The organism is Bradyrhizobium sp. CB3481, from assembly GCF_029714305.1.
Taxonomy (GTDB): Bacteria; Pseudomonadota; Alphaproteobacteria; order Rhizobiales; family Xanthobacteraceae; genus Bradyrhizobium.
On the sequence record NZ_CP121647.1, the window covers coordinates 5,679,775 to 5,694,123 of the forward strand.

General features: G+C 58.7%; 14 protein-coding genes and 2 pseudogenes. 3 read left to right on the forward strand and 13 right to left on the reverse strand.

Annotated features, from left to right (window positions below):
* Window positions 1-14: 14 nt before the first annotated feature.
* Complete coding sequence (locus QA643_RS27685; RefSeq protein ID WP_283028901.1) at window positions 15-1,085, reverse strand: hydrogenase small subunit; 1,071 nt, start codon at window positions 1,083-1,085, stop codon at window positions 15-17.
* A gap of 35 nt (window positions 1,086-1,120) precedes the next feature.
* Here QA643_RS27685 and QA643_RS27690 point away from each other — a divergent pair, with 35 nt between their 5' ends.
* Window positions 1,121-1,348, forward strand: coding sequence for a hypothetical protein (locus QA643_RS27690; RefSeq protein ID WP_283028902.1), 228 nt, complete (start codon window positions 1,121-1,123; stop codon window positions 1,346-1,348).
* 89 nt (window positions 1,349-1,437) lie between these two features.
* On the opposite strand, the gene QA643_RS27695 is transcribed toward QA643_RS27690, so the two are convergent.
* From QA643_RS27695 to QA643_RS27745, 11 genes and pseudogenes are all read right to left on the reverse strand, one after another.
* A complete protein-coding gene (locus tag QA643_RS27695; RefSeq protein ID WP_283028903.1) occupies window positions 1,438-1,710 on the reverse strand; it encodes a hypothetical protein in 273 nt (90 codons plus the stop codon).
* 523 nt (window positions 1,711-2,233) lie between these two features.
* Complete coding sequence (gene ccoS, locus QA643_RS27700) at window positions 2,234-2,371, reverse strand: cbb3-type cytochrome oxidase assembly protein CcoS (protein ID WP_283028904.1); 138 nt, start codon at window positions 2,369-2,371, stop codon at window positions 2,234-2,236.
* Window positions 2,371-4,536 (reverse strand): annotated as a pseudogene (locus QA643_RS27705) (heavy metal translocating P-type ATPase). Before QA643_RS27705 ends, ccoS begins: the two are co-directional and overlap by 1 nt.
* 9 nt (window positions 4,537-4,545) lie before the next feature.
* The gene (locus QA643_RS27710) at window positions 4,546-5,043 is read right to left on the reverse strand and encodes a FixH family protein (protein ID WP_283028905.1); all 498 of its coding nucleotides are present in this window, start codon (window positions 5,041-5,043) and stop codon (window positions 4,546-4,548) included.
* An 18-nt stretch (window positions 5,044-5,061) separates the two neighbouring features.
* Window positions 5,062-6,522 (reverse strand): cytochrome c oxidase accessory protein CcoG, encoded by a 1,461-nt coding sequence (gene ccoG, locus QA643_RS27715; RefSeq protein ID WP_283028906.1) that lies wholly within the window; start codon window positions 6,520-6,522, stop codon window positions 5,062-5,064.
* A gap of 89 nt (window positions 6,523-6,611) precedes the next feature.
* Window positions 6,612-7,484, reverse strand: coding sequence for a cytochrome-c oxidase, cbb3-type subunit III (gene ccoP, locus QA643_RS27720; protein ID WP_283028907.1), 873 nt, complete (start codon window positions 7,482-7,484; stop codon window positions 6,612-6,614).
* A gap of 3 nt (window positions 7,485-7,487) precedes the next feature.
* Window positions 7,488-7,652 (reverse strand): cbb3-type cytochrome c oxidase subunit 3, encoded by a 165-nt coding sequence (locus QA643_RS27725; protein WP_283028908.1) that lies wholly within the window; start codon window positions 7,650-7,652, stop codon window positions 7,488-7,490.
* A gap of 9 nt (window positions 7,653-7,661) precedes the next feature.
* Window positions 7,662-8,396 (reverse strand): cytochrome-c oxidase, cbb3-type subunit II, encoded by a 735-nt coding sequence (gene ccoO / locus QA643_RS27730; protein ID WP_283028909.1) that lies wholly within the window; start codon window positions 8,394-8,396, stop codon window positions 7,662-7,664.
* A gap of 11 nt (window positions 8,397-8,407) precedes the next feature.
* A complete protein-coding gene (gene ccoN, locus QA643_RS27735; protein WP_283034953.1) occupies window positions 8,408-10,030 on the reverse strand; it encodes a cytochrome-c oxidase, cbb3-type subunit I in 1,623 nt (540 codons plus the stop codon).
* A 284-nt stretch (window positions 10,031-10,314) separates the two neighbouring features.
* Window positions 10,315-10,743 (reverse strand): CBS domain-containing protein, encoded by a 429-nt coding sequence (locus tag QA643_RS27740; RefSeq protein WP_283028910.1) that lies wholly within the window; start codon window positions 10,741-10,743, stop codon window positions 10,315-10,317.
* Between the two features lie 33 nt (window positions 10,744-10,776).
* Complete coding sequence (locus QA643_RS27745; RefSeq protein WP_283028911.1) at window positions 10,777-11,058, reverse strand: hypothetical protein; 282 nt, start codon at window positions 11,056-11,058, stop codon at window positions 10,777-10,779.
* A gap of 408 nt (window positions 11,059-11,466) precedes the next feature.
* Here QA643_RS27745 and QA643_RS27750 point away from each other — a divergent pair, with 408 nt between their 5' ends.
* On the forward strand, window positions 11,467-11,673 hold the full coding sequence (locus QA643_RS27750; RefSeq protein ID WP_283028912.1) for a hypothetical protein: 207 nt from the start codon (window positions 11,467-11,469) through the stop codon (window positions 11,671-11,673).
* Window positions 11,674-11,694: 21 nt separating this feature from the next.
* Window positions 11,695-12,818, forward strand: a pseudogene (locus tag QA643_RS27755) (radical SAM protein).
* A 75-nt stretch (window positions 12,819-12,893) separates the two neighbouring features.
* Here the strand turns inward: QA643_RS27755 and QA643_RS27760 are convergent.
* On the reverse strand, window positions 12,894-13,136 hold the full coding sequence (locus tag QA643_RS27760; protein ID WP_283028913.1) for a hypothetical protein: 243 nt from the start codon (window positions 13,134-13,136) through the stop codon (window positions 12,894-12,896).
* Window positions 13,137-14,349: the final 1,213 nt, after the last annotated feature.

A 14,349-nucleotide genomic window follows, 5' to 3' on the forward strand; every position in this document is an offset into this window, starting at 1 on the left:
GTCTTCGCGGCATCTTACCGCTTGCTGGCGAGGCGCTTCACCGCGGTCAGGGCCGCATGCGCGGCCACCGCCGCGCCAACGGCGCCGGCCGCCGCCATGCCGATCTGGTCGGCATTCTTCTCAATGCCGAACTGCTTGACGTTGGTGAGACGGTCGTAGAACGAGCCCTTGTCCCAGAAACCGTCCTCAGAGCAGCCGATGCAGCCATGGCCTGATTGGATCGGGAAAGACACCCCATCGTTCCAGCGCACCGTCGAGCAAGCATTGTAGGTGGTTGGGCCTTTGCACCCCATCTTGTAGAGGCAATAGCCTTTCCGCGCGGCTTCATCGTCCCATTTTTCAACGAACTGGCCAGCGTCGAAATGCGGCCGCCGGTAGCATTTGTCGTGGATGCGCTGCGAGTAGAACATTTTCGGCCGACCCTGGCTGTCGAGTTCGGGCAGCTTGCCGAAAGTAGTGATGAAGGTGACGACGGCGGTCATGACTTCCGCAATCGGCGGACAGCCCGGCACCTTGATGATCGGCTTATTGGTGATCACCTTGTCGATGGGCGTCGCCTGCGTAGGATTGGGTTTCGCGGCCTGCACGCAGCCCCAGGAAGCGCAGGCGCCCCAAGCAATGATCGCCATCGCGTTCTCGGCCATCATCTTCAGCTTGTCGAGGAACGGCTTGCCGCCGTCGATGCAGAACATTCCACCTTCGTTGAGTGGCGGATTGCCTTCAACCGCGAGCACATACTTGCCCTTGTGCTTGGCGCGGGTTTCTTCGAGAATAGCCTCCGCCTGGTGCCCGGCGGCAGCCATGATAGTGTCGTCATAGTCAAGCGAGATCATAGATAGCACGGTATCCTTCACCAAAGGATGCGCGGAGCGGATGAAGCTTTCCGAGCAGCAGGTGCATTCAAGGCCGTGCATCCAGATGACCGGCACGCGTGGCTTGGTCTCGAGCGCATCGGCAATGCGGCTCGCCGCGAGCGAGCCGAGCCCAAGACTCGCGGCGGTCAGGCTGCAGAATTTTTGAAAGCTCCGACGCGTGATGCCCTGCCGCCTGATCACGCTGTAATACGTTTCCGTCGCCGCGCCCATGACGCCTCCCGTGCGATCCGTTTGGCTGTGACGAATTGCTGACGTCCTTTAGCAAAAAGCAGGCCAGCACCACACGTGCAAAAGTCACCTTGATGGATTCCAAGCCGTTGCGGAGTGGTGGCAGCGCCAATCTTGCCGTTCACAGCGCCACGTCAGCAAAGGCCCTGCTGAATGTGAGATCTATCGGCGTGAAGCGGGCAGCCGGCCTCTATTGCCGACGCTGGACCAACAACCGCATCGTCGCTTGGCAGATAGAGTCCTGAACCTCCCATTCTGTCGCCGCAGCCCACCTTCCCTCGCGCGTAAGCCGCCCACAATTTGGGCCAGTAGTGCAGCAGAACGCCCGCGATTTTTAGGGCCCAATGTCGCGTTCGCGAACAGCTTGGCGGGTTCCAGACATGAGGCGCGTTTGCTTTGCGACAGAGGCAGATTGATCGAGGTTCTGGCTAATGCCGAAGTCGCCAATAGCCGATACAGTTAGAGCCAAGTTTGATCGACGCTCGCCACATACAAGATGGTAGCCAAGATGGTAGCGATCACGTGCTGCTCCCGCGCCACGCAGCATCAATACGCTCATTGCAACCGTACTTGGATCGGCGCGATATTTCTGGTGTTTCGAGAGCATTCCAGTTACCTAACCGCGTTAGACGAAGAGACGGACGATACTGTCGATCGCGGCGTGCCACAGCGATCCGACACGCCCGAATGCGCGCGAACTACTACCCTTAACGGGCAAGACCTTAGCAGCCGAAGGAATGGTATGCGCAATTGGCTGGGTCGAGTTTGGCCGCGCCACTTTTCGACACCGGGAGAGCGCTGGCCACCGTTCCAGGCGGCCTTGAGCACTGCAGCTATGTGGAGGACGTGTTTCTTTAAATTTCCAGCGTGGCCGTATTGTTCGTCGGCTTCCTCGCTAAAGCTCGACCAAACGGCCTCCAACCTCGCTTGACACGATCGAGGCGATGTCAGAATCGCCACGTGACATAGCCTTTACCCCAAACGGTCGTCGCTGGCATGGGATCTTGGTCGGGTTTCCAAGCAAGGTAAGCAAGACTTTATTGTCCTTTTGGTGCTTGGGTTTAGCTTAGGGTTTTGTCTGGCCTATCCGCGTCGGAATCAAAGATTACATAGATATAGGCCCTCCGATTTCAATCATCTGCGATCGCCCGCCAGGCTGCCCCGTCCAGGTCTTCGTACTGACCGTTGTTGAGCGACCAGAGAAAGCCAAACAGGCCGACAAGCCCTAGCGCCAGCGCCAGTGGAACGAGAATGACCAGTACTTCCACTACAGTGTCCTGGAGGCGTTGCGCGCACGGAGCGCATTGAACATAACCAACGTCGAGGAGCCTAACATTGCTGCGGCCGCGATCAGCGGCGTGACAAGTCCAGCGATCGCAATCGGGACGGCAACGAGGTTGTAGCCGACGGCAAGCCAGAGGTTCTGCCGCATCAAGTGCAAGGATTTGCGCGCAAAATCCACTGCGACCAGCACCGGAATCAGCGGTTTGCCGAGGAACACCAGATCGGCCGCAGACCGGTTCAAATGCGCGGCACTGACCGGCGACATGGACACATCTGCGGCGGCGAGCGAGGGCGCATCGTTCATTCCGTCCCCGACCATCAGGACGTTGAGACCTCTCTGTTTCAGTTCCTCGATCCGCGCGACTTTGTCAGCCGGCGCGCCACGCGTTGATCTTAAGCGTGCTGGCAGCGGCGTGGACGGCCGCTTCACGGTCGCCCGAGAGGATTTCGACTTCTATGCCGCGCTCTTGGAGTCCGGCGACGACTGCTAGTGCATCCGGACGCAGGGCCTGCCGAACAAGTATTTTTCCTCGCCTCGGCTAAAAGCGACGATCGAAGCTTCAGGATCGACCCGCTCCTTTACCAAGCATTCTGCGCCGCAGAATGATGGTTTGCCCAGCCTGATCTCAACATCCCCGATCTTTCTGCGCACCCCCCGTCCTGGCTCTTCGATCGCGCCGACCAGCGGCGATTTTGCGCGCGCCGTTTGCGCGACGACCGCGGCGACGGGATGATGGCTCGATAAAGCAAGCTGGCCGGCGAGCGCTAACATATCCGCTGGGATGTCAGCTATGTTGGTCATCTCGGGTTCTGGCAGCGTGAGCGTGCCTGTCTTATCGAAGATGACATGGTCGATCTCCGCCAGCCGCTCAATCGCGTCGCCCGCGTTGAGCAGGACACCTGCCTTGAATAAGGCGCCCGACGCTACCGTCTGAACCGTTGGGATTGCCAGCCCCAATGCGCAAGGGCAGGTAATGATGAGAACGGCGACGCCGGTGACGGTGGCATCATGCCAGCTGGCGCCTGACAAAACCCAGCCCAGGACTGTCAGAAGCGCTGTCGCATGGACCACCGGTGCATAGAGCCGGGAGGCGCGATCCGCGAGCCGCGTATAGCGCTACCGCGCGGCAAGTGCGTTGTCGAGCAGCCGGGTAATCTCCGAAAGCAGCGTGGCCTCGGAAGCCGCTGACACCCGCACCCGCAGGGTTCCGGAAATATTCAGCGACCCGGCGTAGATCAAGTTGCCTTCGCCGATCGTCACGTGCATCGTTTCGCCAGTGATCAGGCTCTGGTCGAGTTCGGACTGCCCCTCTACGACCGTGCCGTCGACTGCGCAGCGCTCGCCTGCCCGCAACAGCACGATGTCGCCGGGTGCAATCGCGGCGGCCGGCACCTTACGAACTTCATCGGTTCCAACGAACTTGTTGGCAGTTTCCGCCTTTAATGCGGCGAGATTGGTGACGACAGCCCGAGTCCTCCGCCTCATGTTCTGGTCGAGATAGCGCCCGACCAGCAGGAAGGTGAGCAGCATGATTGCCGCATCGAAATAGGCGTGTTCGGCATGATTGATGGTCTCGATCACGCTCATGCCCAGCGCAAGGATGACACCGATCGAAATCGGGACATCCATGTTCACACTGCCCACCTTCAGTGCGCGAAAAGCGGAGCGGAAAAATGGCTGACCCGCATAGGCGGCGGCCGGCAGTACGATGAGCGCGGAGAGCCAGTGAAAGAAATCGCGCTGTTCGGACAGCATGTCGCTGACATTGCCCGACCAGACCGGGATCGACAGCATCATCACGTTCATAGCGGCGAACGCCGCGACCCCGAGACAACGCAATAGGAAGCGCGTCTGCTCGGCCTCCGCATTCTCGGCGCTCGCCTTCTCGAATGGATAGGCCTTGTAGCCGAGCTCGGCCAAGCAATCGATAAAGCGGGACGGATCAAGCCGGCCGTCTTTCCACTCCAGCGCCACGCGGCTGTCGGTCAGGTTAACACGGGCGTGCGTAACGTCGGGCAGCGCCGATAGCCCGCGCTCTATTTTCGCGACGTAGCCCGCGCAATTGGCCCCCTCGACCGCGAGGTCAATATGCGCGAGCCCCGAAACAGGGTGCTTGATATAATGCGAGAGGTCCCGTGTCCCCTTCATGATGCAGCCTCAATTCAACAGAACGCGGTTCTTCGACAGGAACATGCGCTGCCCGGTCTGACCGCCTTCCAGCACTAGATCCCATTGCCCGGGGGCGATCCCATCAAAACGGGCGCGATAGATGCCATTACCGATTTCTTTAAGTGTCACCGCGAGATCGGCGCGCTTGTCGGTCGGCCGTTCGAGACGGGCTGCGAATGTCAGGCCGGTTATCGGCCGATCCGCCTTGCCGCGCGCCTCGACCTGCAACACGGCCGCCCCCTCGGCATCGCGCTGAATTTGAGCGTCGACCTTCCATTTTCGCGCGTCCTGGTCGCGCGCGGCTAAGATCTCCTTCTCATAACCGAGGCTCGCTCTGTATGCGCTGTCCACCTCCGTGCCGGGAATCGTTGCGATTGCAAGCTGCATCATGGTAACGTTGACGCCGATTACGACGCCGAAGAATGCGACCAGCATGAGAAGCACGACACCCCCGGTGAGCGGTCGTTGCGAAATGCGCGCCGGCATTGGTTACTCCCGACAACTTTAGGGCGCGACAAAATTGTCGGTGGCCGACGCAACCGCGCCGAGCCCGACGTCGGTGACATGGAAGTGAACCGGAATCGATCCCTCTCGGGTGTTCACTTCAGGCGCGGTAACGAGCAGGCGTAATTCGGTTGTCTGGTCGCGTCCGATCACGACCTCGGGGCGGTCCGGCGTCACCGAATCCGCACCCACCAAATGCACAGCCGCATTGACGGGACCATCGACATCGATCGCTACGACGCGATCGAAGCCACTCTTGTTGAGCAGGCGCATGGTGTAGGCGTTGCGGATCGAGCCGTCGCTGAGCTTCACCGCAACCGGGTTCCGGTCGTGCAGCACATTGATCTCTAGTAATGAGCGTGTGGTCAGTGTGTACAACATGATGCCTCCGATCAAGGCGATGAATAGGCCGTAGATGATTGTGCGCGGCCGGACGATTCGGCTGATCGGTAGGCGACCTTGCTGGCGGCGCAGGATGTTGATTTCGTTATCGTAGCCGATCAGGCGCGTTGGCCGGCCAATCTTCTTCATCACCGCGTCGCAGGCATCGATGCACAGGCCGCACTGTATGCACTCCAGCTGCGGGCCTTTGCGGATATCCACCCCAGTCGGACAGACGGCGACGCATTGATAACAGTCGACGCAATCGCCAACATGTTCGCCGAGGGCGCGCAATTCGGCTGCCTTCTTCAGCGAAGTGCGCTTCTCGCCGCGGTCGTAGCGATAGGCGACGTTGAGCGCCCATTCGTCGGTGAGCGAGGCCTGGATGCGCGGCCAGGGACACATATAGGTGCAGACCTGCTCGCGCATGTGGCCGGCCAGGAGATAGGTCGTGGCGGTCAGAATTCCGATCCAGAGGTACGCGACCATCGCCCCCTGGAAGGCTGCGAGATCCCTCACAAGATTCGGCGCATCGCTGAAATAAAGCACCCAGGCGCCGCCGGTCCAGCAGGCGATCATGAGCCACATCGCGTACTTCAGAATAACTTCGCAAATGCGCCCGAGAGTCCACGGATGAGCCGCCGAGTCCTTCTTCATGCGCGCGCGGCGGTCGCCTTCGATCCAACGCTCGACGGCATAGAACAGATCGGTCCACATCGTTTGCGGGCAGAGATAGCCGCACCAGATGCGGCCGCCAATGGAATTCATCAGGAACAGGGTCACCGCCGCGAGGATCAGTAGGCCGGTGAAGTAGTACACCTCCTGTGGCCAGAGCTCGATGGAGAAGAAATAGAATCGCCCGTTCGAGAAATCGATCAGCGCCGCTTGGTCGGGCGCACCCGGACCTCGATTCCAGCGCACGAATGGGAGGAAGTAATAGACGCCGAGGCACACGGCCATCAGCGCCCATTTGATCCGGCGGAAAGTCCCCGAAACACTTTGTGGATAAACCTTCTTACGGGCAGCATAGAGCGGCCCGCGGTCGTATTGCAGCTCTTCGGGTGTCACGGGCTTATTCATGCTGTTTCGCGATGTCGAACGTAGCAATTGAGCCTGCGGCGCGATCGTTTCAGTTCAATGGATCCCTGCTTTTGTCGCGCCGAGTAACATTATTTGCCTCCACCAAGCGAGTGCACGTAGGCCGCCATCGCCTTCAACGTGAGTGGATCGAGCCGGCCATCCCACGCAGGCATCACGCCGGCGCGACCGTTGGTGATGGTCTCGACGAGAGTAGCCTCCTCCGAACCGTACAACCATATCTTGTCAGTGAGATCAGGCGCGCCGACCTCTTGGTTGCCTTTGGCATTCTCGCCGTGACAGGCCACGCAATTTTCCGCGAAGATCTTAGCGCCCTCAGCCGCACTATAGTCCGCCCGCGTCGGCAGGCCCGAGAGCGAGCGCACGTAGTTGGCAACTGTGACGATCTGTTCGGGGTTCAACATGCCGTCCTTCCCGAAGGCAACCATTTCTCCCTGATGGCCATTGTCGTTGCCGGAGCGTGCGCCGAAACGGATCGTTTGCATGATTTGTTCGAGGCTGCCGCCCCACAGCCAGTCGTCGTCGTTCAAGTTCGGGTAGCCCTTCGAGCCGGTCGCACCCGTGCCGTGGCACGGCGCGCAATTATCGCCGAAGGCCGTCTTGCCGCGGGCCCGCGCTAACGCAAGCAGGGCCCGGTCCTTTTCGATGTCGCTAAGGGAAGCTGCGGCCATGGCGGCCATCTTCTCGCCGCGCATCTTTTTGAGCTTGGCAAGCTCCACTGCGACATCGGCGCGGGATGAGTAATGGAGGATACCAGTCGTGTTCCCAGTGAGTAGCGGCCAGGCCGGATAGACGATCCAATAGCCGATCGCCCAGATTATCGTGAGATAGAAAGTCACAACCCACCAGCGCGGCAGCGGTGTGTTCAATTCCTTAATGCCGTCCCACTGATGGCCCGTGGTCGCAGTTCCCGAGACGCTATCGATTTTGATGTGATCGGTCATGGTTCAATCCCGCCGCAGCGGCATGCGCGCTGCCTTATCAAAGGCAGCCTTGTTGCGAGGCCAAAGAGCGTAGGTCACGATAAAAGCGAAGATCGTGACGAAGATCGGGGTCCAGAACGTTGTCACGAGATCAGATGCAACGTTCTGGATCGTGATGATGGCTCTCATCATCTAACCTCAACGGAGGTTGGCTTTTTCGTTGTAGAGCTTGAAGTCTACAAGCGTGCCGAGCATCTGCAGGTAAGCGATTAACGCGTCCATCTCCGTCGGTGCGCCCCCATTGCCATCGAAATTGCGCGCGATCGCCTTTGGATAGCGCGCGGCAAAGGCGTCAGCCTCCGGGCTGTCCGGGTCGGCTTGAGCCTTCAGGTCGGCAGCCGCTTTCGCAATCTGCTCATCGGTGTAGGGCACGCCCACAGCGCGCAGCGTACGCAGGTTATCGGCAGTCGTCATGGTATCGATTTCGGTTTTAGCCAGGAATGCATAGCCCGGCATCACTGATTGCGGGACGATCGAGCGGGGATCAGTAAGATGGCGCACGTGCCATTCGTCGGAATACTTTGCACCGGCCCGAGCGAGGTCAGGCCCGGTGCGCTTCGATCCCCACTGGAACGGATGGTCGTACATGCTCTCGGCCGCGAGCGAGAAGTGACCATAGCGCTCTACCTCGTCACGTAATGGGCGGATCATCTGAGAGTGGCAGAGGTAACAGCCCTCGCGCACGTAGATGTTGCGTCCCGTAAGTTCGAGCGGCGTGTAGGGTCGCACCCCATCGACCGCCTCGATCGTGCTCTTCAAGTAGAATAGCGGAGTGATCTCGACCAGGCCGCCGATCGCGATCATCGCGAGAATGCCACCGATCAAGATGATCGAGTTCTTCTCGAAAACATGATGTCGCGCCCAGAAAGACATTGACGAGCTCCTCATTCGGCCGCCTGAAGAGCGACTGACGACTGCACGTCGGCCTCAGGGACCCGCACCGTCATCCAGAGATTATAAGCCATAATCAGTGAGCCGATCAGGAAGAGCGCTCCGCCAGCGGCGCGGATGATGTAGAAGGGGTGCATCGCTTCGACGCTCTCGATGAAGGAATATTCGAGGAAGCCGAGCGATGTGTAGGACCGCCACATCAGCCCCTGCAGGATTCCGGACACCCACATCGCTGAGATGTAAAGCACGATGCCTAGCGTCGCGATCCAGAAGTGCCAGTTGACGAGCCTTAGGCTGTACAGGCCCTTGCGATTCCAGATCCAGGGCACGAGGCAATACAGCGCGCCGAAGGAGATGAAGCCGACCCAGCCCAACGCGCCAGAGTGGACGTGCCCGATGGTCCAGTCGGTGTAGTGGTTGAGCGAGTTGACCACTTTGACCGACATCATCGGCCCTTCGAAGGTCGACATGCCGTAGAAAGCGACCGATACGACGAGCATGCGCAGCACGGGATCGGTGCGGAGCTTGTCCCAGGCGCCCGACAGCGTCATCAGGCCGTTGATCATGCCGCCCCAGGAGGGCATCCACAGCATGATCGAGAACGTCATGCCGAGCGTCTGCGCCCAGTCCGGCAGCGCCGTGTAGTGCAGATGGTGCGGACCGGCCCAGATGTAGAGGAAGATCAGCGCCCAAAAGTGAATGATCGACAGCCGATAGGAATAGACCGGCCGCTCAGCGCGTTTCGGAATGAAGTAGTACATGATCGCGAGAAAGCCGGCGGTTAGCAAGAAGCCGACCGCGTTGTGGCCGTACCACCACTGGAACATCGCGTCCTGAACGCCGCCCCAAACGATGTAGGATTTTGAGCCGAACACCGACACCGGCAGCGCGGCATTATTGCCGAGATGCAGTACCGCGATGGTGACGATGAAAGCTAGATAGAACCAGTTGGCGACGAAGATGTGCGGCTCCTTGCGCTTGATGATCGTCACCAGAAAAACAAGGAAATAGGTTACCCAGACGATGGTCAACCAAAGATCCGAGTACCACTCGGGCTCCGCATACTCCTTGCTCTGCGTAACTCCGTGTAGGTAACCAGTGCCGGCGATGAGAATGAAAAAATTGTAGCCGAGCACCACGAACCAGGGTGCAAGATCGCCGGCGAGTCGCGTGCGGCAGGTCTTCTGCACCACATAGAAGGAGGAAGCGATCAGCACGTTGCCGCCAAACGCGAAGATCACGGCCGAAGTGTGCAGTGGCCGCAAACGACCAAAGCTCGTCCAGGGCAGATCAAAATTGAGTGCGGGCCAGGCAAGCTGTGAAGCGATCAGAAGGCCGACCGCGAAACCCGTAATTCCCCAAAACATGGCCATTGTAGCTGCAAACTTTACTGGGCCTAGATTGTAGTTGGGCCATCCATCAACCTCCTGCGCCGGCAGCGCCGCTGGACGATCGAAGTAGCGGTTGAGGATAGCGAATGCGGCGCCGGCGCTTGCGATAAGACCAAGCGATGCGTGGAAGGCGAAGGGCCCATCCAACGCTTTGGCCGCGGCAAGAAGGCACAGATAGGCAATCACCACGAAAAACAACGTTAACCCGGCTTCGCCATGGGTCATCGATTTGGTCATTTGAGATGGCATTGTCGCATTCTCTTTGCGGAGGCATCTGCCCGGCAACCCGGCTTCGGCTTTGGTTCGGTGCGGGCCCGAGCCCAGACCAAGTGCTTCAGCGAGCGATTTCAGATGGCGTGTCGCCTTCGGGCATTCGACGTTGGCTGTTGGGATGTCGCCCCGTGAAAGTCGACCCAGGCCAGGGCAGTGGCGAAAATCACGAAAACTGACACCACTCATAGGGAAACAAGTCTCGAATCGACAGGCATAGCGACCTCCTGTTGCAGCTGTTAGGCGCCGTGGGAGCACCGTTGCAAAGCGCGCAGCACGTCGCTGCGCGAAATGATCCCGGCAAGACGTTGACCCGTCTCGATCACTGGCATGCTTCTGATCCGATGATTGACTATGAGCTCAAGCACCCTCGTCAATTTCGTCTCTCTTCCAACATAAATGAACTCCGGCGTCATCACGTCTATAGCCGTCAAGTTCATCAGATCATCATGGCGCGGCATGATGCGAGCGGGGGTGAAGACAAAGCGCGACAGGACATCCAACTTTGAAACCACGCCGATGACTTGCGAGCGATCTTCAACGGGATAGGTGTTGAAATCATCCCTTTGGAAGAGATCACAAAGCTCACGCAAAGTGAGGTCGCGCGTGACGACTTTCGGCGTGCTGGTCATGTGATCTGCAACAATTTGTTCGAGGAAGCTGTGCAAGGCTCGTCCTCTCTCCCAGCTGCACCAATTCAATTACGCTCCCCTGGAGAGCTGCCGCCATAAGTAAGATTTCGGCGTGATTGATGCGGCAGCTATGGCGCGGGGAAGCGCGCGATGATCGCTCAAATCGATCTGAACATGTTCATAGCTCTCGCACAGGCAACGCATCCCGTAAGAACGCTGACGCACGTAGGTGACAATGCGGCAGCTCACATCCGAGAACAGCTTTCCGGTGGCGTATACGATCACGTGCGCAAGGTCAGCCATCGAGGACGTGACGGAGAACTCATCATAAATTGGCAGGTCGATACTCAAAGATACCCCTGATCCCTTGCGGCGCGCTTTCCACGCGGTTCATCGCGTTGCAGGATTTGGACCACCGCAGCGATACGGGTTTTCATCGGGGATTTTTTTTCTGCGCAATGTCTCGTTCGCAACAAGTTGACGGATTTGAGACAAGCAGGGTGTTTGCTTTCGGACAGAAAGCCCGTGCTGCACGTTTCGGCTAACGCAATATGAGCTGAACGGCCTGGCAATTGGTCCAGCTCCTGCTCCAGTCAGTTCTGGCGCACGGTTGCATCCATCGGCAGGATCTTCGGCGAACTATGACATCCAATCGGCGACCTGACGTGCCGCAGGGCCGTCGGTTGTCTAATTGAGCTGGAGCAATGTGTTCTGCTTCCGTCTCGCTAGCCTGATACGGCTGACTCGAACGAAAACGGCATGCGAAGTGAGCTTGCGAACCGCTATGGACAGGAGCGCCTACCGAGCTACACGAGCTATCCGAGCACGCCACACTTTTCTCCTGCCGTCGATCGCAAGACCTATGTCGATTGGCTGCGTGCCATCCCCGCCTTCCCTGCGGCATCCCTCTATCTGCACGTTCCGTTCTGCCAGTCGATGTGCTGGTACTGCGGCTGTCATACCTAGGCGTCAACGCGTTCCGAGTCCATCGCCGATTATCTGGCGGCGGTTCGTTGCGAGATTCAACTTGTGACCAACATGCTTCAGGATCGCTTGCGCTTGGCGCACATCCACTTCGGTGGTGGGACGCCAACAATCATGTCGCCCGAGCTCTTTGCCTATCTCGTCGGTGCGATGCGCAGCTTCTTTCTCGTGCTTCCGGATGTCGAGATTGCCGTTGAGGTCGATCCGCGCACTTTGACGGAGCCGATGACAAAAACGATGGCTCATTACGGAGTCACGCGCGCCAGCCTAGGTGTCCAGAGCTTCGATCCGTTGGTGCAAAGTTCGATCAATCGAATTCAAACATTTGAACAGACCGCAGCCGCGGTGCGCCGCCTCCGGCAGGCCGGCTTTATCGGCATCAATTTTGTCTGGTCTATGGCCTGCCGCACCAGAGCATCGATTCCTGTCTCGAGACGGTCGAGAAGTGCGTTGAACTCCGGCCTGATCGCCTCGCAGCCTTCGGTTATGCTCACGTGCCGACCTTCAAAAGGCATCAGCGCAGGATTACCGAGAACACGCTGCCCGACAGCGTCGAACGTCAATCGCAGTCGGAAGCGATTTCGGATGCGCTGCAGTGCGCGGGCTACGTTCGGATCGGCTTGGACCATTTCGCGCTTCGCAGCGACCCGCTCGCGGTCGCCCAGCGCGAAGGACGGTTGCGTAGGAATTTCCAAGGATATACTGATCATCAGGAGAACGTGATGAACGGCCTTGGCGCAAGCGCGATCGAACGGCTGCCGCAAGGTTTTGTTCAGAACGCCGTGCCGACCCGCGACTATCTTCAGTGCGTCGCCGCAGGACATTTCGCAACCGTCAAGGGCTACGCCTTCGACGCCGACGACCGCTTTCGCGCAGAGATTATCGAACGCATCATGTGCGATCTCGCCGTCGATCTATCGCTAGTCTCCCATGATCATGGCAAGACTCTTGAGGAGGTAATCATCGACCGCGAACGATTCGCACGATCGCGGGCCAACGGAGTGATCATGGTCGAGGCGAACCGGCTGCGTATAGCTGAGCAATGCCGATTCCTGATGCGGAGCGTGGCCTCCACGTTCGATGCGCATTTGGCGAATCGGGTCGGGATATATAGCCGAGCTCTTTAGGTAGACACCAAAATCGCGGCGCGTAGCAGCTGGGGGGCGCTGCGCTGCGACCCCACCCGTTCAAAGCCTATCTTTTCAAAGACTTTGCGGGTGGCCTGATCGCCCCCCGGTCAGCGTCATGAACTCGATCAGTTTCCGTGCATAGAGGAAGGAGGCTTCCCGTGAGATGGCGAGCGCTATCAGGATATAGCCTGACAGGGGCCCCGGCGTGTGGGCACGAAAGAAGGTATCCAGCGCCCGGCTATCTCCGTTAGAGGTGAATGCAGGAAGGCGCAAAAAAGCAGAAGCCTGAATACCTGCGGCAAGAGCAGCAGCCATTGCAGCCGCTGCGTTGTACCATCCCTCCTTCCTTAGCGCCCCAGCCATCCCATCGCGCGCTTGATAGCTGATCGGAGGAGCCGGTATTTTAAGAGCGACGCCGGAATCCCGGTAATCGCGCTCAGAACGGCGAAAACTCCTGCGATCCACTGCCAGATACCAGCCACCTCGCAGGTCATCCGCCCTCCTCGCTTACGGCTTCTCAATGCCCTTTCGCGCTTGGTGATCGTTTGCCTGAATGTGAATGTTAACCCCGCCATCGCCCGTAAACGCCTCAACTCGATCCTCGCATTTGGGATATCGATACCCGGCGACATGCTCTTGCCTGCGTGCTCCGCGTAACGACCTGTCCTGCCGTGTTCGCCCTTTTGAGTATTTAGGCCAATCGAGCGCGAGCCCGCGCATACTAGCCAATGCACCAAATCAATTCCATTCACTGAGCACGTTGCGACTGTGCACCCATAGATCATCCAGGCTGATAGCCACACAGAGAACCGACCGACGCGCTATGAAGACGTCCAGTTCGTTCGCTACTTTAGCTCCGCTAGCGATACGGCAAGATGTCGTCGCCGCGACAGAGCTGCGTACTTTCGAAGCATCAATGTCCCACAGGCGCATGCGCGTGCCGTGAATTTCGAGCGTGTGCACTCGATGACCTTAGCGCGCCCGGTGAGATTATCGGCATTCGCAGGCCGCGCTCGACGTTTATTCGCTCTATCGCGCTCATCACCTGTTGTTGCTTACCGAGTTGCAGAAGCGCGCTGCCGCCACCGATTGACCTGAAAGTGCTCCCCGTTATCCGGCGGGCTCACGGTCGCAAGCATGTTGATACCTGCGTTGGTAGCAGTAAGCGAAGCGTATGGGTTCACCCGGGTGGTTCTCTGACTTTATCCACCGCTTTTCGATGCGCGCTCTGGTTGCCCCGATGTCTCTCGCGATTGTATCGAGAGCAAAGCGGCGTGCGGCTGTGGCAGATTGGTCGACGGCTCGCCTTATCGCGTTGCGCATACCACGCGTAGAAAGCTCGGATGTACACCTTTCGAGCTGGATGTTGTCTAGATTGACGTTAAGTATCGCCATTGGCGTTATCCCCAACAGCATATTGTTAGTTGCGAAAGCTACGCACGGTTGCTAACGGCAGCGGCTCTAACACTGTGGAGCATGGAAATTGAAGCCAGCGAAGAAAAAGAAGACGACGCCCCAACGCCGTGAA